29 protein-coding genes, 1 tRNA gene and 2 rRNA genes are annotated in these 21022 nt (G+C 56.7%); 20 read left to right on the top strand and 12 right to left on the bottom strand.

The features are described 5' to 3' along the window. The first annotated feature begins 23 nt into the window (after positions 1 to 23). The 12 genes from AGR7B_RS12740 to AGR7B_RS12685 all read left to right on the top strand — a co-directional run bounded on the left by AGR7B_RS12740 (position 24) and on the right by AGR7B_RS12685 (position 10728). Positions 24 to 2958, top strand: a 23S ribosomal RNA gene (locus tag AGR7B_RS12740). A gap of 396 nt (positions 2959 to 3354) precedes the next feature. Continuing rightward, positions 3355 to 3469, top strand: a 5S ribosomal RNA gene (gene rrf / locus AGR7B_RS12735). A gap of 103 nt (positions 3470 to 3572) precedes the next feature. Beyond that, positions 3573 to 3649 (top strand) — tRNA-Met (locus AGR7B_RS12730). A gap of 285 nt (positions 3650 to 3934) precedes the next feature. Then, positions 3935 to 4342: a low affinity iron permease family protein gene (locus AGR7B_RS12725; protein WP_078051580.1), complete on the top strand. Its 408-nt coding sequence runs from the start codon at positions 3935 to 3937 to the stop codon at positions 4340 to 4342. 104 nt (positions 4343 to 4446) lie between these two features. Further along, a complete protein-coding gene (locus tag AGR7B_RS12720) occupies positions 4447 to 5064 on the top strand; it encodes a flavodoxin family protein (protein ID WP_080856785.1) in 618 nt (205 codons plus the stop codon). A 268-nt stretch (positions 5065 to 5332) separates the two neighbouring features. Beyond that, complete coding sequence (locus tag AGR7B_RS12715; RefSeq protein ID WP_078051582.1) at positions 5333 to 5650, top strand: PepSY domain-containing protein; 318 nt, start codon at positions 5333 to 5335, stop codon at positions 5648 to 5650. A 27-nt stretch (positions 5651 to 5677) separates the two neighbouring features. Further along, a complete protein-coding gene (locus tag AGR7B_RS12710; protein WP_080856784.1) occupies positions 5678 to 6286 on the top strand; it encodes a general stress protein in 609 nt (202 codons plus the stop codon). Positions 6287 to 6354: 68 nt separating this feature from the next. Beyond that, positions 6355 to 8499, top strand: a complete 2145-nt coding sequence (katE, locus tag AGR7B_RS12705) for a catalase (RefSeq protein WP_080856783.1) — start codon at positions 6355 to 6357, stop codon at positions 8497 to 8499. A 42-nt stretch (positions 8500 to 8541) separates the two neighbouring features. Beyond that, positions 8542 to 9042: a YciE/YciF ferroxidase family protein gene (locus AGR7B_RS12700; protein ID WP_003520646.1), complete on the top strand. Its 501-nt coding sequence runs from the start codon at positions 8542 to 8544 to the stop codon at positions 9040 to 9042. A gap of 76 nt (positions 9043 to 9118) precedes the next feature. After that, positions 9119 to 9778 (top strand): DUF6766 family protein, encoded by a 660-nt coding sequence (locus AGR7B_RS12695; protein WP_065656240.1) that lies wholly within the window; start codon positions 9119 to 9121, stop codon positions 9776 to 9778. 10 nt (positions 9779 to 9788) lie between these two features. Next, complete coding sequence (locus AGR7B_RS12690; protein ID WP_162934128.1) at positions 9789 to 10412, top strand: cysteine hydrolase family protein; 624 nt, start codon at positions 9789 to 9791, stop codon at positions 10410 to 10412. A 118-nt stretch (positions 10413 to 10530) separates the two neighbouring features. Continuing rightward, positions 10531 to 10728, top strand: coding sequence for a hypothetical protein (locus AGR7B_RS12685; RefSeq protein ID WP_078051584.1), 198 nt, complete (start codon positions 10531 to 10533; stop codon positions 10726 to 10728). 21 nt (positions 10729 to 10749) lie between these two features. Here the strand turns inward: AGR7B_RS12685 and AGR7B_RS12680 are convergent, their stop codons facing one another. Then, the gene (locus AGR7B_RS12680; protein WP_078051585.1) at positions 10750 to 10980 is read right to left on the bottom strand and encodes a hypothetical protein; all 231 of its coding nucleotides are present in this window, start codon (positions 10978 to 10980) and stop codon (positions 10750 to 10752) included. 79 nt (positions 10981 to 11059) lie between these two features. Between AGR7B_RS12680 and AGR7B_RS25900 the strand changes: the two genes are divergently transcribed. Both AGR7B_RS25900 and AGR7B_RS12675 read left to right on the top strand, forming a co-directional pair. Beyond that, a complete protein-coding gene (locus AGR7B_RS25900; protein WP_158080259.1) occupies positions 11060 to 11299 on the top strand; it encodes a hypothetical protein in 240 nt (79 codons plus the stop codon). Between the two features lie 146 nt (positions 11300 to 11445). After that, positions 11446 to 11970: a sigma-70 family RNA polymerase sigma factor gene (locus AGR7B_RS12675; RefSeq protein ID WP_080856782.1), complete on the top strand. Its 525-nt coding sequence runs from the start codon at positions 11446 to 11448 to the stop codon at positions 11968 to 11970. A 475-nt stretch (positions 11971 to 12445) separates the two neighbouring features. Here AGR7B_RS12675 and AGR7B_RS12665 read toward each other — a convergent pair whose 3' ends face one another. From AGR7B_RS12665 to AGR7B_RS12655, 3 genes are all read right to left on the bottom strand, one after another. Further along, on the bottom strand, positions 12446 to 12673 hold the full coding sequence (locus tag AGR7B_RS12665) for a hypothetical protein (protein WP_065656246.1): 228 nt from the start codon (positions 12671 to 12673) through the stop codon (positions 12446 to 12448). Between the two features lie 124 nt (positions 12674 to 12797). Then, positions 12798 to 13580 (bottom strand): Crp/Fnr family transcriptional regulator, encoded by a 783-nt coding sequence (locus AGR7B_RS12660; protein ID WP_080856781.1) that lies wholly within the window; start codon positions 13578 to 13580, stop codon positions 12798 to 12800. Between the two features lie 15 nt (positions 13581 to 13595). Beyond that, positions 13596 to 13955 carry a hypothetical protein gene (locus AGR7B_RS12655; RefSeq protein WP_003520657.1) on the bottom strand — a complete coding sequence of 120 codons (360 nt, stop codon included), beginning with the start codon at positions 13953 to 13955 and terminating at the stop codon, positions 13596 to 13598. A gap of 298 nt (positions 13956 to 14253) precedes the next feature. Between AGR7B_RS12655 and AGR7B_RS12650 the strand changes: the two genes are divergently transcribed. Together AGR7B_RS12650 and AGR7B_RS12645 are read left to right on the top strand one after the other, a co-directional pair. Next, positions 14254 to 14526, top strand: a complete 273-nt coding sequence (locus AGR7B_RS12650; RefSeq protein WP_158080260.1) for a DUF982 domain-containing protein — start codon at positions 14254 to 14256, stop codon at positions 14524 to 14526. 45 nt (positions 14527 to 14571) lie between these two features. Next, positions 14572 to 14820 (top strand): hypothetical protein, encoded by a 249-nt coding sequence (locus AGR7B_RS12645; protein WP_078051589.1) that lies wholly within the window; start codon positions 14572 to 14574, stop codon positions 14818 to 14820. A gap of 24 nt (positions 14821 to 14844) precedes the next feature. Here the strand turns inward: AGR7B_RS12645 and AGR7B_RS12640 are convergent, their stop codons facing one another. Continuing rightward, positions 14845 to 15180, bottom strand: coding sequence for a hypothetical protein (locus AGR7B_RS12640; protein ID WP_078051590.1), 336 nt, complete (start codon positions 15178 to 15180; stop codon positions 14845 to 14847). A gap of 89 nt (positions 15181 to 15269) precedes the next feature. Next, the gene (locus tag AGR7B_RS12635) at positions 15270 to 15926 is read right to left on the bottom strand and encodes a UdgX family uracil-DNA binding protein (protein WP_078051591.1); all 657 of its coding nucleotides are present in this window, start codon (positions 15924 to 15926) and stop codon (positions 15270 to 15272) included. A 262-nt stretch (positions 15927 to 16188) separates the two neighbouring features. Here AGR7B_RS12635 and AGR7B_RS12630 point away from each other — a divergent pair, with 262 nt between their 5' ends. Further along, entirely contained in the window at positions 16189 to 16962 is a 774-nt protein-coding gene (locus AGR7B_RS12630) for a Crp/Fnr family transcriptional regulator (protein ID WP_065656253.1), read from the top strand. On the opposite strand, the gene AGR7B_RS12625 is transcribed toward AGR7B_RS12630, so the two are convergent. Beyond that, entirely contained in the window at positions 16915 to 17154 is a 240-nt protein-coding gene (locus AGR7B_RS12625) for a DUF6894 family protein (RefSeq protein ID WP_078051592.1), read from the bottom strand. The genes AGR7B_RS12630 and AGR7B_RS12625 overlap by 48 nt on opposite strands. A 54-nt stretch (positions 17155 to 17208) precedes the next feature. Then, positions 17209 to 17553, bottom strand: a complete 345-nt coding sequence (locus AGR7B_RS26180; protein ID WP_245317706.1) for a hypothetical protein — start codon at positions 17551 to 17553, stop codon at positions 17209 to 17211. Here AGR7B_RS26180 and AGR7B_RS26175 point away from each other — a divergent pair. The 3 genes from AGR7B_RS26175 to AGR7B_RS12605 are packed head-to-tail and all read left to right on the top strand — an operon-like array spanning position 17546 to position 18291. Beyond that, a complete protein-coding gene (locus AGR7B_RS26175) occupies positions 17546 to 17749 on the top strand; it encodes a hypothetical protein (protein WP_035237037.1) in 204 nt (67 codons plus the stop codon). The two genes, AGR7B_RS26180 and AGR7B_RS26175, sit on opposite strands and share 8 nt — an antisense overlap. A gap of 42 nt (positions 17750 to 17791) precedes the next feature. Next, positions 17792 to 17980 (top strand): hypothetical protein, encoded by a 189-nt coding sequence (locus AGR7B_RS12610; RefSeq protein ID WP_078051594.1) that lies wholly within the window; start codon positions 17792 to 17794, stop codon positions 17978 to 17980. A gap of 20 nt (positions 17981 to 18000) precedes the next feature. After that, entirely contained in the window at positions 18001 to 18291 is a 291-nt protein-coding gene (locus AGR7B_RS12605) for a DUF3175 domain-containing protein (protein WP_174044809.1), read from the top strand. Between the two features lie 182 nt (positions 18292 to 18473). On the opposite strand, the gene AGR7B_RS12600 is transcribed toward AGR7B_RS12605, so the two are convergent. The 4 genes from AGR7B_RS12600 to AGR7B_RS12585 all read right to left on the bottom strand — a co-directional run bounded on the left by AGR7B_RS12600 (position 18474) and on the right by AGR7B_RS12585 (position 20990). Then, complete coding sequence (locus AGR7B_RS12600; RefSeq protein WP_080857094.1) at positions 18474 to 18989, bottom strand: DUF305 domain-containing protein; 516 nt, start codon at positions 18987 to 18989, stop codon at positions 18474 to 18476. A gap of 107 nt (positions 18990 to 19096) precedes the next feature. Further along, positions 19097 to 19543 (bottom strand): CBS domain-containing protein, encoded by a 447-nt coding sequence (locus AGR7B_RS12595; protein ID WP_078051597.1) that lies wholly within the window; start codon positions 19541 to 19543, stop codon positions 19097 to 19099. 43 nt (positions 19544 to 19586) lie between these two features. Beyond that, a complete protein-coding gene (locus tag AGR7B_RS12590) occupies positions 19587 to 19901 on the bottom strand; it encodes a plasmid stabilization protein (RefSeq protein ID WP_080856779.1) in 315 nt (104 codons plus the stop codon). 159 nt (positions 19902 to 20060) lie between these two features. Next, on the bottom strand, positions 20061 to 20990 hold the full coding sequence (locus tag AGR7B_RS12585; protein WP_080856778.1) for a LysR family transcriptional regulator: 930 nt from the start codon (positions 20988 to 20990) through the stop codon (positions 20061 to 20063). Positions 20991 to 21022: the final 32 nt, after the last annotated feature.

Below are 21022 nucleotides of genomic sequence, written 5' to 3'. Positions count from 1 at the left end.
GGATGAGCATAGACAATGAGAACGAAGAAGTGAATTAAGGGCATTTGGTGGATGCCTTGGCATGCACAGGCGAAGAAGGACGTGATACGCTGCGAAAAGCCGTGGGGAGCTGCGAATAAGCTTTGATCCATGGATCTCCGAATGGGGCAACCCACCTCAGATATCTAGAAAATCTGTTTTGCTAAACACCTTGATTGTTTTGAACGGTCTGATGGGCTTCCCATACAGACCGCTAGGTCGTCGCCGATCGTTCGGCGCGCCGTCCGCAGGCCTTCGGCCGTGAGGACAGAACAAAACCCGGTATGTCCGGGTTCGAGGGTTCAGCGAAAGAGGTTTCTAGATATCGCAATGAGGTATCTGCACCTGAATACATAGGGTGTAAGAAGCGAACGCAGGGAACTGAAACATCTAAGTACCTGCAGGAAAGGACATCAACCGAGACTCCGCAAGTAGTGGCGAGCGAACGCGGACCAGGCCAGTGGCAATGATGAATAAAGCGGAACGATCTGGAAAGGTCGGCCATAGAGGGTGATAGCCCCTTACGCGTAGAACAGTCATTGTCCTTGAGTAGGGCGGGACACGTGAAATCCTGTCTGAACATGGGGAGACCACTCTCCAAGCCTAAGTACTCGTGCATGACCGATAGCGAACAAGTACCGTGAGGGAAAGGTGAAAAGCACCCCGACGAGGGGAGTGAAATAGAACCTGAAACCGGATGCCTACAAACAGTCGGAGCCCGCAAGGGTGACGGCGTACCTTTTGTATAATGGGTCAACGACTTAGTGTAACTAGCAAGCTTAAGCCGGTAGGTGTAGGCGCAGCGAAAGCGAGTCTGAATAGGGCGATTGAGTTAGTTGCATTAGACCCGAAACCGAGTGATCTAGCCATGAGCAGGCTTGAAGGTTGGGTAACACCAACTGGAGGGCCGAACCCATAACTGTTGCAATAGTTCGGGATGACTTGTGGCTGGGGTGAAAGGCCAATCAAACTCGGAAATAGCTGGTTCTCCGCGAAATCTATTTAGGTAGAGCGTCGACCGAATACCCTCGGGGGTAGAGCACTGGATGGGCTATGGGGACTCACCGTCTTACTGATCCTAACCAAACTCCGAATACCGAGGAGTACTAGTCGGCAGACACACGGCGGGTGCTAACGTCCGTCGTGAAAAGGGCAACAACCCTGACCTCCAGCTAAGGTCCCCAAGTCATGGCTAAGTGGGAAAGGATGTGAGGATCCCAAAACAACCAGGATGTTGGCTTAGAAGCAGCCATCATTTAAAGAAAGCGTAACAGCTCACTGGTCTAAATAAGGGTCTTTGCGCCGAAAATGTAACGGGGCTAAAGCCATGCACCGAAGCTGAGGATTTGCGAGTAATCGCAAGTGGTAGCGGAGCGTTCCGTAAGTCTGTGAAGGCGGACCCGTGAGGGCTGCTGGAGATATCGGAAGTGCGAATGTTGACATGAGTAACGATAAAGGGAGTGAGAGACTCCCTCGCCGAAAGACCAAGGGTTCCTGCTTAAAGTTAATCTGAGCAGGGTTAGCCGGCCCCTAAGACGAGGCGGACACGCGTAGTCGATGGGAACCACGTTAATATTCGTGGGCCTGGTGGTAGTGACGGATCTCGTGTGTTGTTCAACCTTACTGGATTGGTTGGGCGGCGAAGAGGTTCCAGGAAATAGCTCCACCGTATAGACCGTACCCGAAACCGACACAGGTGGTCAGGTAGAGTATACCAAGGCGCTTGAGAGAACTATGTTGAAGGAACTCGGCAAATTGCACGCGTAACTTCGGAAGAAGCGTGACCCTTTTGTACGCAAGTATGATGGGGTGGCACAGACCAGGGGGTAGCGACTGTTTATCAAAAACACAGGGCTCTGCGAAGTAGCAATACGACGTATAGGGTCTGACGCCTGCCCGGTGCTGGAAGGTTAAAGGGAGGGGTGGCAAGCTCTGAACTGAAGCCCCAGTAAACGGCGGCCGTAACTATAACGGTCCTAAGGTAGCGAAATTCCTTGTCGGGTAAGTTCCGACCTGCACGAATGGCGTAACGACTTCCCCGCTGTCTCCAACATAGACTCAGTGAAATTGAATTCCCCGTGAAGATGCGGGGTTCCTGCGGTCAGACGGAAAGACCCCGTGCACCTTTACTATAGCTTTACACTGGCATTCGCCAAGGCATGTGTAGGATAGGTGGTAGGCTTTGAAGCAGGGACGCCAGTTTCTGTGGAGCCATCCTTGAAATACCACCCTTATCTTCGTGGATGTCTAACCGCGGTCCGTTATCCGGATCCGGGACAGTGTATGGTGGGTAGTTTGACTGGGGCGGTCGCCTCCGAAAGAGTAACGGAGGCGCGCGATGGTTAGCTCAGACCGGTCGGAAATCGGTCGTCGAGTGCAATGGCATAAGCTAGCCTGACTGCGAGACTGACAAGTCGAGCAGAGACGAAAGTCGGTCATAGTGATCCGGTGGTCCCGTGTGGAAGGGCCATCGCTCAACGGATAAAAGGTACGCCGGGGATAACAGGCTGATGACCCCCAAGAGTCCATATCGACGGGGTTGTTTGGCACCTCGATGTCGACTCATCGCATCCTGGGGCTGGAGCAGGTCCCAAGGGTATGGCTGTTCGCCATTTAAAGCGGTACGTGAGTTGGGTTCAGAACGTCGTGAGACAGTTCGGTCCCTATCTGCCGTGGGTGTAGGAATATTGACAGGATCTGTCCCTAGTACGAGAGGACCGGGATGGACGTATCTCTGGTGGATCTGTTGTCCTGCCAAGGGCATAGCAGAGTAGCTATATACGGAATGGATAACCGCTGAAGGCATCTAAGCGGGAAACCAACCTGAAAACGAGTGTTCCCTATCAGAGCCGTGGAAGACGACCACGTTGATAGGACGGGTGTGGAAGCACAGCAATGTGTGAAGCTTACCGTTACTAATAGCTCGATCGACTTCTTCGTTCCCATTGAATATGTTCATCGAACAAAGTTCGATGACATCATCTTCTGTCCTCACGGGCCAAAGGCCCTGCGGACGGCGCGCGCCATAAGGCGCGACGGACTAGCGTCCTGTATGGCTGCCTCGCTCGGTCTCGAGCAAAGGTGGAATGCGGATCGGTCACAGAAAGACGTGTAAATTAAAACGAAGCGCAAGCTTCCCAGCTTCTCGAAAACAACAGTTTCCATGTGAAAACATGGTCTGTGATCGCTTGGATCAGACGTTGCCTCATATGCGAGGTGACCGTATGGCCAATTGGTGTCCCCTGTGAGCGAAAGCGAACAGGATAAGGTACACCAATCAACAAGCAATCATATGATCCATGCGAAACGCATGGATCATATGTTGCGTTTTGCCGACCTGGTGGTTATCGCGGGGCGGCTGCACCCGTTCCCATTCCGAACACGGCCGTGAAACGCCCCAGCGCCAATGGTACTTCGTCTCAAGACGCGGGAGAGTAGGTCGCTGCCAGGTCTGCAAAACGCAACTCAAAATCTTCTCAATCACTAAAGGGCAAAAAATGCCCAAATCAAAAGGCCGCAAATGCGGCCTTTATGCTATAATAAAACCAAGTCAACGCGGGGTGGAGCAGCCCGGTAGCTCGTCAGGCTCATAACCTGAAGGCCGCAGGTTCAAATCCTGCCCCCGCAACCAATATCAAAACAAAACCCCGTTGCACCCGCGACGGGGTTTTTTGTGTTTCTGGACTTATGAAATAACGACAAGCGTTAAGCGAACTTAGTCCCGCTTTGTCCTAATGGATAAGCGAAGTTGGAGGCTGCTCATTTCCGTCTGGTCTCTAACCTCGGAACCATCTGCTTTTTCCTTTGTTCGTGCCAACCTAAATGTAGCGCACGTTGTCGAGCCGACGCTCTTAGACAATATGACAGGTGCGTTTTTTGCGTCGGAATCGGCGTCAGCGGTAAGGTGCAGCACGCTATGAACAAGTTCTTCACCCTTTTTGCCAGCCGTACCGCGTCCTTTTCAGGCTCGCCCACAGCGTTTGTCGTGGCGCTTGGCACGATCATCGTCTGGGGAGTAAGCGGGCCGCTGTTTGGCTTTTCGGAGGTCTGGCAACTTGTCATCAACACGGGCACCACCATTGTCACCTTCCTCATGATTTTCCTCGTGCAGAATTCGCAGAACCGGGATTCTGCAGCGATGGAAGCAAAGCTGGACGAACTCCTGAGAGCCGTGGAGCAGGCACGCGCAGATTTTATCGGGATCGAGCATCTCACGGAAGAAGAAATCGAGGAGATTCGCGCCCGGCTGGAAAAGGAAAACGGACCTGAAGGCGAAAAGCCACCTCCGCATCACGCCATGGCGCGACTGCTTTCCCGGCGTTAGGTCAGACGGTTTGCCAGCTGGCGGCGGCCGTGGCCGTTTCCTGTCGCCGGGACATAGTCACTTACACCAACATGCGGCAAAGCCCGCTGACAGAAGGAGCTATTATGTCTCTCAAGGTCTTAGCATTGAATGCGACACTCAAGTCTTCCACCTCGGCAGAGCCGTCGTCGACCGAAAAACTGCTGACATTGATCCTTCGGGAGCTCGGCAATCATGATGTGCAAACCGAGACGATCAGGCTTGCCGATCATGACATCAAGCCTGGCGTTACGTCCGATGAAGGCGAGGGGGACGCCTGGCCGGCCATCCGTGAAAAGATCGTTGCAGCCGATATTCTTCTGTTTGGAACGCCGATATGGCTCGGACAGCCCTCGAGCGTGTGCAAAAGAGCGCTGGAGCGCATGGATGCATTTCTGGACGAGACCGACGAGCAGGGGCGTATGGTTTCCTATGGGAAAGTCGCCGCGGTGGCGGTCGTCGGAAATGAAGACGGTGCTCACCATGTTTCGGCGGAACTTTTCCAGGCCCTGAATGATGTCGGCTTCACTATTCCCGCAAATGCGGTTGCCTACTGGGTGGGAGAAGCAATGGGTTCGAAGAATTTCGTCGATTTCGATGAAACGCCGGACGCCGTTAACACCATGGTCAGCATGCTTGTGCGCAACACGGTGCACCTGGCTCTGCTCCTTAAGAACAGTCAATATCCGGGCGACAAGGACTGAGGTAATCAGGGCGGCCCTGCCGGCTTTTCCGCCAAGGACGTCGTATAAAACGGCTGCTACTCCTCACCATACCCCGTCCGGCGTAGCGGGTAAGGCGATCATCATGTGAGGCGGCATTCTCCCCTGCCGATAATTATTTTCGGAACTCTCTGCATGTCGATTTGTTCGAGAGGCGTTCATGCCGGCCCGAGATGGGTTTCCCGTCTCTCGGAGGAAACTCCCGAAAGGGAGGCTCGCAATCCATGATCCTAGCGGAGGAAAAATCCACATGAAGAAAACTGTTTTCGTTGTGTTGCTCTTAGGCGGCGGTGCGCTGTCGGCTTTCGCCCAGCAGACGCCAACCGCCAATCCGGGTGGCGATACGCCGGCTGTCGCGACACCGGGCGCCAATAATCCGACGGCTCCGGTGGAGGGCGCCAATAGCTTCACTGAAGCGCAGGCCAAACAGAGGATGGAAGAGGCCGGGTACACGCAGGTCAAGGACCTGACGAAAGACGACAAGGGTGTGTGGATGGCATCGGGCATGAAAGGCGGCAAGACCGTGGCCATAGCGCTCGATTATCAGGGCAACGTCGTCGCCAAGTGAGGCGCGCAGGATTTTGGGAGAAGTGACATGAGAACCGTAACCGGACTTTTCGACGACTATGACGATGCAAGTGCCGCCGTTTCCGAACTGGAAAGAGCGGGCGTGCCGTCAAGCGAGATCAGCATCGTCGGCAGCAACGCCGACAGGCGGCATGGAGAGGATTCCGATTCCAACGCAGCGGAGGGCGCAGGCACAGGTGCCGGCATCGGTGCGCTTGTCGGTGGCGCGGGCGGTCTGCTGACGGGGCTTGGATTGATGGCGATCCCGGGTGTGGGGCCGGTGGTTGCAGCAGGCTGGCTTGCCGCAACAGCGGTCGGTGCAGCGGGCGGCGCCGTTGCCGGCGGTGCGGCCGGCGGGCTTATCGGAGCCATGACTCGTTCGGGCGTTTCCGAAGAGGATGCCAATCTTTACGCCGAAGGGGTTCGAAGGGGCGGTACGCTGGTCACTGCCCGCGTCGAAGATAATCTGGTGCCGGAGGCCGAGGCCGTGCTCAAGCGGCAGGGCTGGGTCGACCCTGCGGAACGCCGCGCGGCCTATCGCGAACAAGGCTGGACCGGCTTCGACGAGGCGTCGAGACCCTTTGCGCCGGAAGATGTTGAGCAGGAGCGTAACCGGTACCGCCGCTCCGCAATTTGACGAACTCACCCGTCAGCCGGGGGCATGGTTTTGCCATCGCCTCCGGTCAACGCCTTGCAGGAGCTGACATGGCCAGAAAACCAGATTCCACCGCATCATCCGCCACCGCCACCATTCACGACCAGAAGCTTGTTCGGGGGGATGGCGGAGAACTGCACCAGACCGCGACCGGCGACGAGCCCGTGCTAACGACCGCGCAGGGCGGGCCGGTTGCAGACGACCAGAATTCCCTTCGGGTCGGTTCTCGCGGGCCGCTTGTCGTGGATGATTTCCATTTTCGCGAGAAGATCTTCCATTTCGATCATGAGAGAATTCCCGAGCGCGTTGTTCACGCCCGCGGTTACGGCGCACACGGATATTTCGAGACTTACGACTCCCTTGCCGCCCATACCAAGGCCGATCTCTTCCAGCGGGCGGGTGAAAAGACCCCGGCCTTCGTGCGGTTCTCGACCGTCGCCGGCAACAAGGGGTCGGCCGACCTTGCGCGGGATGTGCGTGGTTTTGCCGTGAAGCTCTACACCAGGGAGGGAAACTGGGACCTTGTCGGCAACAACATTCCCGTCTTCTTCATTCAGGATGCGATCAAGTTTCCGGATCTCATCCATGCCGCCAAGCAGGAGCCTGATCGCGCCTTTCCGCAGGCGCAAACCGCGCATGACACCTTCTGGGATTTCATCAGTCTCACGCCTGAAAGCATGAACATGGTCATGTGGATCATGTCGGATCGGACCATTCCGCGCTCCTTCCGGTTCATGGAAGGTTTCGGGGTGCACACCTTCCGCTTCATCAACGCGAAGGAGCAATCGACCTTCGTGAAGTTTCACTGGAAGCCGAAGCTCGGATTGCAGTCGGTGGCGTGGAACGAGGCGGTCAAGATCAACGGCGCCGATCCCGATTTTCACCGGCGCGATCTTTGGACGGCGATCCAGTCCGGCAATTTTCCGGAATGGGAGTTGCAGGTTCAGCTTTTTGATCAGGATTTCGCCGACAGCTTCGATTTCGACGTTCTCGACCCCACCAAGATCATTCCCGAGGAGATATTGGCGCCGAAACCGGTCGGCCGGCTCGTGCTCGACCGGATGCCGGACAATTTCTTTGCCGAGACCGAACAGGTGGCGTTCATGACGCAGAACGTGCCGCCGGGCATCGATTTCAGTAATGATCCGCTGCTGCAGGGCAGGAATTTTTCCTATCTCGATACGCAGCTCAAGCGTCTCGGCGGGCCGAACTTCACGCATTTGCCCATCAATGCGCCCAAGTGTCCTTTCGCGCATTTCCAGCAGGATGGCCATATGGCGATGCGCAATCCGACCGGACGGGCGAATTATCAGCCCAATTCCTTCGGGGAAGGGCCAAGGGAATCGCCGTCGCGTGGATTCCGGCATTTCCCTGCCGAGGAGCAGGGCGCCAAGGCAAGGTTGCGGCCGGAAAGTTTCGCCGACCACTATAGTCAGGCGCGCCAGTTCTACATCAGCCAGACGCCACCTGAACAACGTCATATCGCATCGGCGCTCACCTTCGAACTCAGCAAGGTGGAAACTCCCGTCATTCGTGAGAGGATGGTCGCACATCTTCTCAATATCGACGAAACGCTTGCCGCGACGGTGGCGCAGAAGCTCGGCCTGCAAGCCCTGCCGAAACCGGCGGATGCCGCCATGCCAACCCGTCAGGATCTGGAGCCGTCGCCGGCGCTCAGTATCGTTCAGCGGGGTCCCAAACGGTTCGAGGGTCGCAAGCTCGGCATTCTCATTACCGACGGCGTAGACGCCAAGCTGCTGAAGGGACTGACCAAAGCGGTCGAGGCAGAAAAAGCTGTCTTCGAGCTTATCGCGCCCAAGGTCGGCGGGGTAACGGCGTCGGACGGCACCTTCGTCGAGGCACATCACATGATTGATGGCGGGCCTTCGGTGCTTTTCGATGCGGTGGCGCTGCTGACATCGGCGGCGGCCATCGATGAGCTGATCAAGGAGGCAACTGCGCGGGATTTCGTCGCCGATGCGTTCCAGCACTGCAAATTCATTGGCTACGACCAGTCGGCGCTGCCGTTACTGGAAAAAGCGGGAATTGCCGATGTCATGGATGAAGGCATGCTGCCATTGCCGGGTGAAGGAGGACTGGCTGCCTTCGTATCAGAGCTCGGCAAACTTCGAGTCTGGGCGCGCGAACCGTCGCTCAAACTCGGCAAGGCCTCCGTGCCGGTCGATAAGCAATGAAACACCCACTCTCACTCACCACCAAGCAACAGGAGACTAAAAATGGCTGAGAAGACATTGGAAGACCTTTTCCTCGATACGGTGAAGGATATTTATTTCGCGGAACGCCAGATTCTCAAGGCGCTTCCGAAAATGGCGCGGGCTGCGCAGTCAGCGGATTTAAAGGCGGCATTCGAAAAGCACAGGGACGAGACCGAGGTCCACGTGGAGCGATTGCAGAATGTCTTCGAGTTGCTCGGCAAGCCGGCACGCGGCAAGACCTGCGAAGCGATCCAGGGCATTATCTCGGAAGGCGAGGAAATCATGGAGGAGTTCAAGGGCTCTCCCGCGCTCGATGCCGGACTGATTTCTTCGGCGCAGGCCGTGGAGCACTACGAGATCACCCGTTATGGCACCTTGAAGACATGGGCGGTCGAACTCGGCATGAAGGAAGCGGCCAAACTGTTCGAGCAGACGCTGGGCGAGGAAAGCGCAACGGATACGGCTCTCTCTTCGCTTGCCCAGGCACGCGCCAACGTGAAGGCTAAATCCAAGGCGGCATGAGCCGTCACGCGGACGTGCCGCCGATACCGGCGGCGCGTCCAATTTTACAGTTGTCTCTTTCATGCGAGGCTGAACCATGAGGCTGTTTCGCGACAATGGATTGACGATTGTCCTTGTCCTGACTTCCCTTTTGACGATCGGTGGCATGCTTGCGACCGGCTGGGTCGTTTACAACGAGGAGCTTGCGCAGCATCAGGCGACGCCCCTGACGCTTCTTTCCTACGCAAAGAGCGGCCATTTTCTTTCCGCCCTGTTCGAAAACTGGGAGAGCGAATTTCTCCAGATGTCGGCTTATGTGATGCTGACCGCGTTTCTTTTTCAGAGAGGCTCGTCGGAATCCAAAGACCCCGATAAAGCTGCATCGCAGGACGAAGATCCCGCACAAAAAGCAGATGATCCCGAGGCGCCCTGGCCGGTGAAAGCAGGGGGATTTATCCGCACCCTCTATTCCTATTCTCTGGGATTGGCGCTGTTCTTCCTTTTCATCGTCAGTTTTGTTCTCCATCTGAAATACAGCGCTGACGCAGGGGCAGTGGAAGCCGCCATGCACGGTGAGCCCGAGACAACGCTATTTGCGCATCTGGGAAGTGTGGAATTCTGGTTTGAATCTTTTCAGAACTGGCAATCGGAGTTTCTTTCGACCGCGGTTCTCGTCATTCTCTCCATCTTCCTGCGCTTCCGCGGGTCGCCGGAATCGAAACCCGTTGCCGCTCCTCACAGCGAGACCGGCGGATAGGGAGGAGGAATTGATCGAGTTTTCTGCCGAGGGAGACTGGCGGCACCTGTGCGTCGACATGCAACGCGTTTTCGCCGAGGATACGCCATGGCATGTCGAATGGATGGACCGCATCAGCGAGGAGGTGGAGGCTGTGGTTCAAGGCGATCCCGCCCGATGCATCTTCACCTGTTTTGTGCCGCCGAAATCTGTCGAGCAGGCCGTTGGTGCATGGCGGGCCTATTATGAAAAATGGCCGATGATGACGCAGCAGTCGCTGGTCCCGGAACTGATCGGTGTTATACCAGCGCTGTCGCGCTACATACCGCCCGCCCGCATCTTTCGTAAAAGCGTGTACTCCCCCTGGCAGCATGGAGGCCTTGGCGACCTCCTGCGGGAGGAACGGGTTTCAACATTGGTGATTACCGGCGGTGAAACAGATGTCTGCGTTCTCGCCACCGTTCTGGGAGCGATAGACCAGGGTTTTTACGTCATTCTGGTCGAAGACGCGCTTTGTAGCGGAAGGGATGCGACACACGATGCGGCGTTGAAGCTGCTGTCTGGCCGTTTTTCGACGCAGTTGCAGGTGTGCGATACAGCGACCCTCCTTGCGGCGCTTCCCAGGCAATCCGCTCCGCGGTTCATGAGACCCTAATATCAGAATTGCTTCGGGCGATTAGCGGAAGCAGCCAGCGGTCTTCACCGAAGACAAGGAACAAGGCTCCCCTAGCGAAGTTAGGCCGCCTATCTTTACAAGAACCGGAGGCTCCGCCGTGGCCCAAACCGTTGATCACGAAACCAGCAACAGCCTCAATATCGAGGCGGCGACCCCCAAGGTGATTAAGATCATCGTGGGGGAGCGGACGGTGCTTGAGGGCGTGCTGAACACCGGCAGCGTCTTGAGAGTGCAGACAAAGGAGGGCGCCGAGCCACAATCCATCGAACTTGCGATCGAGGACCTGGCTCGGTGAAGGTTGTGGTGTGCGACCGGATTAACCCTGGAAATTGCCCTCGCTGGTATCTCGTTCGTCATAGTTCAAATCCCAGTCCTTCTCGGGTTTCTTGACGCCGGGCGGCAGTTTGTTGGCGGTTGCGTCGTCCGAACCGGTGATAACCCTTGGCTTCGCGCTCGCCACGCCGTTGTTTTTCGAGGTTTTCTTACCGCGCGCAAATTGCGGTTCGCTGTCCTTGTGAATTTGCTTCAGCTTGTCGTTCTTGTTCATGACATCCTCCTTGATCCCTCCCTAACAGTTTTACAGCACCGCTGTTCCCTCAATGCCTCAGCAAGATCGGAACCTCTCCATGACGCTGCGGTTAAAAGACCTGCCGGATAGCGGATCCGCCATTCCTGCAACCATAAGCGGAGATGAAGCGATGAGCCTACCCGACAAGGACACCCAGCCGGAGCCCGGTACGGACGATGCCCGGTCCGTCGATACTGAAGAAAGCCGCCGGGACAGGGAAAAGGCGAGAAAGAACGCGGAACGCATGATCGAAGAGAGGTGGCGGAGGCAACCGCCCAAGGGTGTAGATGAGGCCTGAAACCAACTGTCCTATCTAAAGCTTCGCGCGCGCCTGCGCTTTTCCAATCGACGTCGTCGAAATCCTCATTGATGTCGCCATTGTACGTTGGCGTACAGCAACCAAGCGTCCGCCGAGACATTTCCCCATAGTGAAAGGATGGGAAAATGGCCAAGCACGCTGTGAGTGGAGTTTCCGGAAACACATTGAGTGAAGCGCAGCTGGAGGAGTTGCGCATCGGTATTGCGGAGCTGGCGCCGGCCCTCGCGGCTTTTGCGCGCCGCTTCGTCAGAAATGAGGAGGATGTTGACGATCTCGTTCAGGAGACGATGTTGCGGGGGCTTCGGGCCCTGCATGGTTTTACCCCCGGCACGGCGCTGAAATCATGGCTCTTCACCATTTTGCGCAACACGTTCTGCACTCGCTACAAGGTGTCGAGGCGTGAATGCGTCGGCTTGCCGGTCGGTATCGAGCAATCCATGTCTACCCCTGCCAGCCAAGAATGGCGTGTGCAGCATCAGGAGGTCATGAGGGCTATCCGCCATCTCGACAAGGACCAGAAAAAAGCTCTGCTGCTCGTGGCGGCAGGGACGAGTTATTCCGATGCCGCCGCCATCTGCGGCTGCCGGGTGGGCACCATCAAAAGCCGCGTCAACAGGGCGAGGGAGTCGCTACGTCGAAATCTGGACTGAGTGCTGGTGACAGCCGGCCGCACGCCGCAGACAGGTGGGCGCTACCTGTCCTGCTGGTGACCTTGATGTGTCGTGTTTATCTTTATGTTTGCCTGCCTCCCGGTCTGGGTTGAAACCTTCTGTTCCTTGACGGCGGAGGTTTCTTCCGTGTTCAGACGGTCGTTGTCGCCGGGCCCTTGCTGGCTTCTGTTCTCTTCGGGAATGGGGAGTGTTTTCCTGGTCATGTTACACCTCGTCCGGCATGAGTTCGTGGAGCGACCCGAACCATGCTTGCGCAGGTTTGTTCCCCCGTCCGTCGACGCCTTTCATATTGCAGGCGAGTGACGCCACGGATGGATGAATGGGAAACCGGAACGCATCATTCCGTTCCTGGGCATGACGAGGTACGCGATTATCCGAAACCGTAGAGGAACGTCTTTTAAGACGTCATCGAACCTGAGACCAAGCCGAACCGACAACGCGTAAGGCTGGAAAATCAGCCGACAAGCAATTTGGTTCGAAAATAGAGAGTTGCGAGCCGCTGAAGTTTCAGGGGATCGACAACGCCGCGATCATACATTTTCAGGACATAGCGGGCGACGTCTGCTCGGCACAAAGCCGGATCGCGTTCTGCGGACAGAACATTCTCGTAGGCTGCCTTAACGATGTTGATGTCTTCGTTCAGAAAAATTCCGGAACTCTGGTACTCGTGATTGGCGTGCATTTCACCTCCTTGAAACGCATCCTGCATTTCACAGCGTGAGGGAAGATGAACCCATACTATAGGGAAATGGCCAAACGTAAATGTTCGGAAGCGTACCGAACGACGATTGAGAAGGTCGTGCGGACTACCGAACCCCGCTGCTTTCGACAATGACGAGGTCGTCAAGCGGGATTTCAGACTGGTATTCGCGCAGAAAGCGGGCGAATACACGATTGCTTTCCTGTTCAGGCATGCCGTAGAGATCGCGCGCATAGTTCTCGAGCATCTCGCGGTTCCTGATCGTAATTCTTCCCCTTTCGGAACGAATGAACCCATGGCTTTCGAGAACGTGGAGGGCGTCCGTTACACTTGCTCGCCTGACGGCCAGCATGGTGGACAAAAAGTCGTGGGTCAGTGGCAGATGATTGCCTTCTATGCGGTCGTGGCACATCAGGAGCCAGCGGGCGAGCCGCTCCGTTACGGACTGGGTGGCATTGGAAGACGCCGTGTATTCCACCTGCGTTCTTGAGATGTGCAGTGCACAGACAAGAATCTCGAAAAAGACCCGATATTTTTCAAGAAGCGCTTCAAACGACCGCATGTCCATGACAAGGGCTTCGCCGGGAGCCTGTATCACGATTTCGGTCAGGTTTGTTTCCGCGCCAGCGACCGCCCCTGTCGGCACAAATCCCTCTCTCCCGACAAGCCCCGCTTCTGTTTTGCGCTCCGATTTGGTGACGACCACGACGGAGGCAATGCCGGATGACAGGAAGAAAACACGCTCGACGGGCGCGCCGGCGGAAATCAATACATCGCCCAATGCGAGCTTGATGGGCTTACAGACGCCCGTTACGTCACGCCTGATGTCATCTGGCAGAAGAGAAAGCAGAAAATTCTTTTCGCCATCGCCCTCAGCTTGTTTCAACATAACACGTGCCTCGCTTTAATGTCTGATGCCCCCTCCTTGAGCCATCAAAGCGGAAACAATGTTTTCGATGTCTTCCGAACGTCCGGAGAGGACAAAAGGTCCCGGCTCGCTGTCAATAACCGTCTCTGGCACGAAAAAAAGATAAGGAATTGCCTCTTCGTCCAGTTGTTCGGTGAGACGCAGCATGACGTCCGCCTCGTAACGAACGTCAATAATCGCCGCGGCAAATTTGAGAGCGTCTTCACTTTCAATGAAGCTGGCGGAGTAGGGTCCTTCCAGGCCGATTTGGGCATGAAACCACGCCATTCGGATTTCCGATGTGACAGTATCTGTCATGCCGATGATTGCGATGGTGAGGCGTTTAACGGTCTGCATGCTTTACTCCTCGCGCACCATCGGCATGCGTGTGCCTGTTCCCCACCATAACGCCTGAGCAAGACGATTTCAGCCGCCCGGTCACTGAATTTATCAAATAAGCGCGAGGGGAGTGCTGCAATTTCAGAAATTGATCCCGAAAAACAGCGGCCAATACTCGAATTCGAGAGGTAATGATCTGATGTTCTAGCGTCTTGCGGCGGAACAATTGCGCATGAGCGGGGTTGGGGCGTCTTCCGGATTGGAAGGATTTCCTTCCTCGAGATGCGAGCCGGTGTTAGCGAGGGAAGATAAGACAATGACCACCATTCCGCTGATCGGTGCCGGTGCGCTTGAGATTTCGCTGGTCAGCCGGCAGTTTCTGATCGCCGACATGAAAGAGGCAATCTCTCTGCTGGAAGAACACTGGCCGGTAAAAACCGGTGTCCACTATCGTCTTGCCCTCAGGAGTTGCCGCCTCGCTCTGTTGCGAAATGGCTCCTCAACCGTTGCGCGGGAACACCTGATTGCCGCGTGTCTGGAGGCGGGCGTGAGCCATAAAGCCGTTTCCACCAATCAAATCCGTCTTTAGGTCAGGTCCATGCGAACTTGTATTCATCCATAGGGGAGGTATCCGATGGCGGGGAAAAACAATGACATGGCTGATGAGCCGCGGGAAAGCATCAGGCCCGAACAGGATATGAACCGACCGTTAAGTGAAAGGCTCGACTCGAAATTCTCGCCCATCGGCGTAGATGATGGCGATTTTCGAGGGCGCAAACGGACGTGGAAAACCATGATGGTCTATACGCTGGTCATATTCGCCCTCGCTGTTGCGATTGCACTCTATTTTCTGACAGGAACGCATCCCGGCCGCGCGGTGTGAGGCGAGGCCGCGATGTGTTCCGGTCTATACTTTGCCGGCTATCAGATCGAGGCCACTGATCGATGGAAAGCAGACTTCTTCGCTTCTTCGCCGCAAGGGAATATCCACCTGATAGGGCACAGCCACCATCAGTTGCAGGGAGGTGCGCAACCGGTTCGGTGCCGTCGTGTCGGTCAGGGTCAGATGGGCGGTCGCAGCAAGGCGTTCAGCCTCGTGCGTCGGGACCACATTGCTCTCCAGCAGCTTCGCAGCCGCCAAAGCCAGGTGGCGGCTGGGGTAAACTGCCCTCATGACCTCAGAGACGACAACGGCCCACCCGTTCTCATGCGCGATGATTTGATATTCGATGCTCTTTTCCATGGTGTTCAAGCCTCCCTGTTCGGTCGCACCTAACCACGATGGGAAAAGCTTGTTCCTCACTTTGGGGCGATTGCGGCAGGCCGGTTTGGCTAAGTCGTCGCGCCAAGGATTTCGCCTATTTTGTGCAGGTCGGAGACGAAGGCGCGGCGCTGTCGATCCGCCTCCTGCCGGTCGCGAAGGCGCAGCAGATAAGATGGATGGATGGTGACGAGAAGGCGTGTGCCGGCCGGCGTCAAAAGAACATGCCCGCGTTCCTTCGTCACGCCGCTTGCGCGTCCCGTCAGCGCGTAAAAGGCTGTGGCGCCCATCGCCACGACAAGGTCTGGCTCGACAAGCCGCAGTTCTGCACCCAGCCACCACGCGCAGCGCTGCACCTCCCCGCCGTTCGGGCGGGCATGCAGACGTCGTTTCCCACGCTGCTCGAATTTGAAATGTTTTACGGCGTTGGTCACATAACATTGCGAACGATCCACACCCGCTTCTTTGAGGCATTCGTCGAGCAGGCGACCGGCCGGACCAACGAAAGGCCGTCCTTTCAGGTCTTCTTCATTGCCGGGCTGTTCGCCGACGAGGACTACGCGCGCCCGGGTGTCGCCGTCGCCGAAAACAAGCTGGGTGGCGTTCCTGTAGAGATCGCATCTTTCACAGCTTTCCGCTTCCTTGCGCAAAGCGCCAAGTGAGGGCGCGCTGGCGCTTTCGGGCTGGAAGGCGGGTGGCAGACGGTTTTTGCGCGTACTTCTTGCCAAGGTGGTGGCTCCCCGCAGATACGGCCATTTCTCCCCTGCCGTGACGGTGGGGGTCCACATACCCAATGACCGGGTTTCGATATATGATGCTGCCTCAAAAATGGGCCAAAATTTGAACTTGCGTCCATCTGCGCGGTAGGAACGATCCGTTCTACCAATTCGTACGGAAACGTACTCACTGTTTTCATGGGATTTTCCGCTGCTAATATGACCGCCGCAGGTTGATGTTTTTTCGAGCAAAGGGGCGACCGGGCGAACCGCTATGCTTGGATCAGATTTTCTTGTTTATAACCGATTGTTGAAGACCCTCGGCACAGAACGCCTGTCGCAGCTTGCGTCGCGGCTGGAGCCCGTGGATCTGCCGGCGGGACATCGGCTCGTTGCCGCTGGCAAGCCCATTTCTCATCTCTGTTTTATCGAAACCGGTCTTGCATCGACGGTCGTTCATGATGACGGCGGCAAAAGCATTGAAGCCGTGCTTGTTGGGCGAGAGGGCATCACCGGCTGGCCCGTTCTGCTGGGCGCGGAAACCACGCCGGACGAAACCGTCATGGGCGTGGGCGGTCGTGGCTTCCTGATTCCGGCCGCTGAAATACGGCGGGAAATGGAGGAAGACGCGCGACTGCGTGAGCTTTTGCTGGGCTATATCAACATCTGCCTGCTTCAGGCCAGCCAGCTTGTGCTGGCAAATGGGCAATATGGTCTGCGGGAAAGGCTCGCACGCTGGCTGCTGATGTGTCATGACCGCCTCGATATGGATGATTTGCCGATTACCCATGAGTTTCTCTCCACCGTTCTTGGGGTGCGGCGGCCTGGCATTACCAACGAGCTGCATGTTCTCGAAGGCATTCATGCCATTCGCGCCAGCCGCGGAAATGTCCGCATTGTCAATCGCGGTATACTGGAAGACGTCGCCGACATGACCTATGGCGTCCCCGAAAGAGAATATGAAACACTGATGGCCCGTATGCGGACGGATGATGCCCTTTCAGTCCTTTCGGTCCAGCGCATCGCTGAAACGGACGACTTTCAGTAAGTCATGCTGCTTGTTACGGATGATGATGCATCCTTCGGAGATGTCACGCCCTTGCAGGATCGCCTCGCTCATCAAGGCGCGGGCGTCCTTGCGTGCCTCCTCGATCGCTTGGTCGAGGGAAGGGAGCTCGCTTCCTTCCGGGTCATCAAGGACGTTTTTACCGCTGATTACATTGAAGAAAAATCTTGGCATTGCGGGTCTTCCCAAGAAACGATGGTCGCCGCTGACGCATGGAGTGGCCTGTCCCTAGCCAAACTGCCGCAAATATTGCGCCTGTTTTTCAAGCCGTGCGGCAAGTTCGGAAATGCTCATATTCGTCGCGCATAGATGGATGGCGCATTCCAGGAAGTGCAGGGACGAGCGTCGGAGAAAGTCCTGCTGCTGCTCATGCGCCATTCTGGAGATGCGATCGGTTTTTCCGGATTTATCCGTCATCTTCTGTTCCCTCGGTTTGAATTCTGGGTCGCCTAACCAGTGGAGCGTGCAATTGTTTCGAAAAAAATCCCGCTGTTGCCTCCCCGTCTTCGCGGAACATTGCCCCAGCAAAGTGGTTGGGGAGCGTTGAACCCAACCGGAGGCAATGATGACCAATAATTCTCCACGAGACGGTGCTCCCGGCACCACCGACCAATCGCCGCGATGGGAAGGGCCGAAGGAAAGCCGACCCAGAGGCTACATGAAACCCACGGACGACCCCGAGCACGATCGGGATGCTGTCGGCGAAAATCTCAAGGACCCGCGTAAGAAGCGTGTTTCCGATGCAATGAAAACCCGCGACGACCAATAGGCCAGCGGCTTGTCCGCTGCCACCCGACGACAGGAGGAATAAATGTCCACCTCGACGAAAACACCGGCAAGTATCCGGCAGGGCGGGCCGGGCTCTTCCCATGAAAACGCAAAGGCCCCCCTGGAGATCAAGAAACCTGCGGCAGACAATGACAAACGTTCAAAGAGCAGGGTTTCCGGGGGAGGGGGTGAGCGTGACAGTCACCACACCCATGACCCCGAACGAAAATAATGATCCGCCGGGAGAGAACGATGAAAAAGGCAAAAAAGAAAAAGAAGTGGTCTCAGAAGGTGACCAGGGAAAGCGATGCGCTCGATCTTGAGAAGGAGGTGTTCACCAAAGACGATCCCTCACAGATCGCGCGGTCGCTGAAAGCCTCGGCGGAACAATCCTCCAGGCGCAAGACCAGCCCTTTCCGGTCTGCAATGTCGATGCTGGTGTTTTACATCAACCGTGCTGGCCGGACGTTGCCCGGAAAACGCAAGGAAGTGCTGGAAGATGCGAAGGATGAGCTTCGCAAGGAATTCGGGAAATCGCGATAGACGCACGGGCACTCGCTTTTGGCACCTATAACGCGACGCGCGAAGGAGGGCTGGGGGCCGTGCAGCAGAAAATTGCTCCTCATGTAATATTAAGTCCCGGAACTCCTGTGACGCGCCATGCCCCCGGGAAACGCAGGATGACGACGCGGCGACATCAACAGGCGCGGCAGGGACGCCGTCGATCATCTCGCAGGGCCGCCGATCTCTGTGTGGAGGCGCTCATCGATTGCGTTCATTTGCTCGATTTCGGCGCGCTGGCCGCGGGAAATCTCCGCACAGAGTGCCATAAGTTCCGGATCGGTGATCTTCGCATTTCTGCACATGAGAATGGCGCCGGAATGATGGGGGACCATCGAAGCAATGAATTGTCGGTCGCCGATCAGGGTCTGGTTGCGCGTACCGGTTAAAGCCGCCACGAAGAGGAGGGCAAGACCGGCATGGAGAAAGAGGTTCAGCCGCTTGTTCGGATACATCCCACCCATCGTCGCGAGCATGAGGATGCCCATTGGCGCAACCATGGTTAGGGCCATGTAGACCATGTTGAGATTGTTCCGGAAGTCGCCCCAGCCGTCGATCATGGAGAACATGACGAGGTACATAACCACAAGGCTGAGGATCATGTTAACGGCGAAAGCCGCATAGGGATGGCCGGCGGCGTGGGCTTTCCCCTCATGATGGGCGCCGTGATTGTCGTACACCTGGTCCTCCCGTTGCCGCACAGCGGCTTGCCCCGGAGAGGAGTGCGGCCCTCCCCGGTGATGGTCTAATGGGTAGAGCCAGTCAAAACAGGCTCGGGGCCATAGGGCTAATGTGGCTGCACGCCTGACTGGCTGTGGGTCCCGCCGGGACGGGAGATCGCTGCCAATGCCTCGCCCACGCCGTTGCCGTCGGTTTCCACGGCGACATCGCCGAGGGACAGGATCCCCACCAGCTGCTTGTTGCGGTCGAGGACGGGAATACGGCGGATCTGCTGGTCGCCGAGATTGCCGCAGACATCTTCCACATCCTCGTCATCGAAGCAGTATTTCACTTCCCTGGACATGATGTCGCTCGCTTTGGTGTCCGGACCTTTGCCTTCGGCAACTGCGCGAATTGCGATATCCCGGTCGGTGAGCATTCCCACCAACTTTCCTTCCTTGCCGACCGGCAGGACACCGGCATCGATTTCCGCCATGATGCGGGCTGCTTCCTGAATGGTTTCTTCCGCATTCACGACACGCACATCATGCGTCATGACCTCCTGGACTTTCATCGCGGTAACTCCTTCTGACGGTAAATCCTTGCTACGCACCCGCTTAGTGCTGGGCGTGCTGCTCATTGCGCTTGCGGGTGGCGGCGGCCTTTTTGGCGGAACTGGATCGCTCTGCCTTCGGTCTTGCAGCAGCGGCCTCGCCGCCTTTGCGGCCACCCTTTTCGGAAGAGGGGTGGTTCTCGGCATGACCGCGACCGGAGCCGGATTTCTTGCCGCCGCCGCTTTCCTTGTTCACGGTGGCCCAGGCACGCCGCTCGGCCTCTTTCTCGCCGACGCCGCGATCCTCATATCCTTCTTCGATATGCTCGGCCTTGCGCTTCTGTTTGTCCGTATAGGAAGACTTGTCGCCACGGGGCATCGTGCTTCTCCTCTTGGTTGAAGCGCCCCTAACTCCAGTGATCAAACGATGTTCCCGAGATAACCCAGTCTCCGGCCCTCTCGCTTCTTACCGTTGACAGGCCGACGGAGATCACGTGTTTCTGAAACAGGCCTCGGGCACCATTGACCGGCAACCGGCCTACTGGACCCAAACGCGTCTAATTGCGTCGAATGCCGCGATGATAGAAGGATCGCCCATACGCGCTTCCAGGCAGAGGAAACTCAAGGTCGTCGAGAGCTTCACATTGTCCGCGATGACCAGTCCATGAGACTGCTGTTCATGCAGGGCAATCGATTCCCGGCAAAGGCTTAGTCCGACCCCCGTGCGCGTCATGGCGATCATGGACGCTTCCTGGTCCACTTGGGCCACGATGTGTTGGCGAACGCCAAGTTTGGTGAACAGCCGGGCCAGCATCCGATTATGGACCGATGCGGGTGGCGTGCCGATCCATGGGAGGGAGGCAAGCTGTAACCAATCGGCCCCTCGCACAAAGCTTGCGAGCGATGGCGGAGCGACGACGCAATAGGTCAATTGGGCAAGTGAGCGAGCGTAGAAAAGCGATGCGGTATTCTCTCCAGTGACGTCGGGCGACGGGTCATAGTCCCGTGGGTCACCGAGATAGAAACCGGCGTCGAGCTCGTTGCGCTTGAGCCTCTCCGGCACATCACCGCTCATTCCGTGACGCAACGTTGTTTCTATACCCGGTCCGCTTTCAAGAAGCGCTTTCAGAAAGGCGCCCAGCCGTGTGAATTCAGGATCGATGATCGTGCCGATCCGCAATTTGCCCCGGACCCTCGTCGATAAATTACCGGCCGTCTGACCGAAGTCCGTCAGCGCCGCCAGCACTTGCTCGGCTTTTGCAGCCAACAGCGCACCTTCCTGTGTCAACTCCAAACCCGTCGAGGTTCGCCGGAACAGGGTCAGCCCGGTGTCGGTGGCCAAGCGTTTCAACTGAAGCGTCACCGCCGGCTGCGTGACGTGCAGTTGCTCGGCGGCCCGGGTGACGTTTCCTTCCCGCCCCACGGTAACAAACGCCCGTAATGTTCTCAGATCGATACCTTCCAGCATATTAATTTCACTTATAATGCTCGGTTGAATTT

The sequence above is a fragment of the Agrobacterium deltaense RV3 genome (assembly GCF_900013505.1).
GTDB classification, from domain to species: domain Bacteria; phylum Pseudomonadota; class Alphaproteobacteria; order Rhizobiales; family Rhizobiaceae; genus Agrobacterium; species Agrobacterium leguminum.
This window is presented reverse-complemented; position numbering and strand designations above follow the sequence as displayed.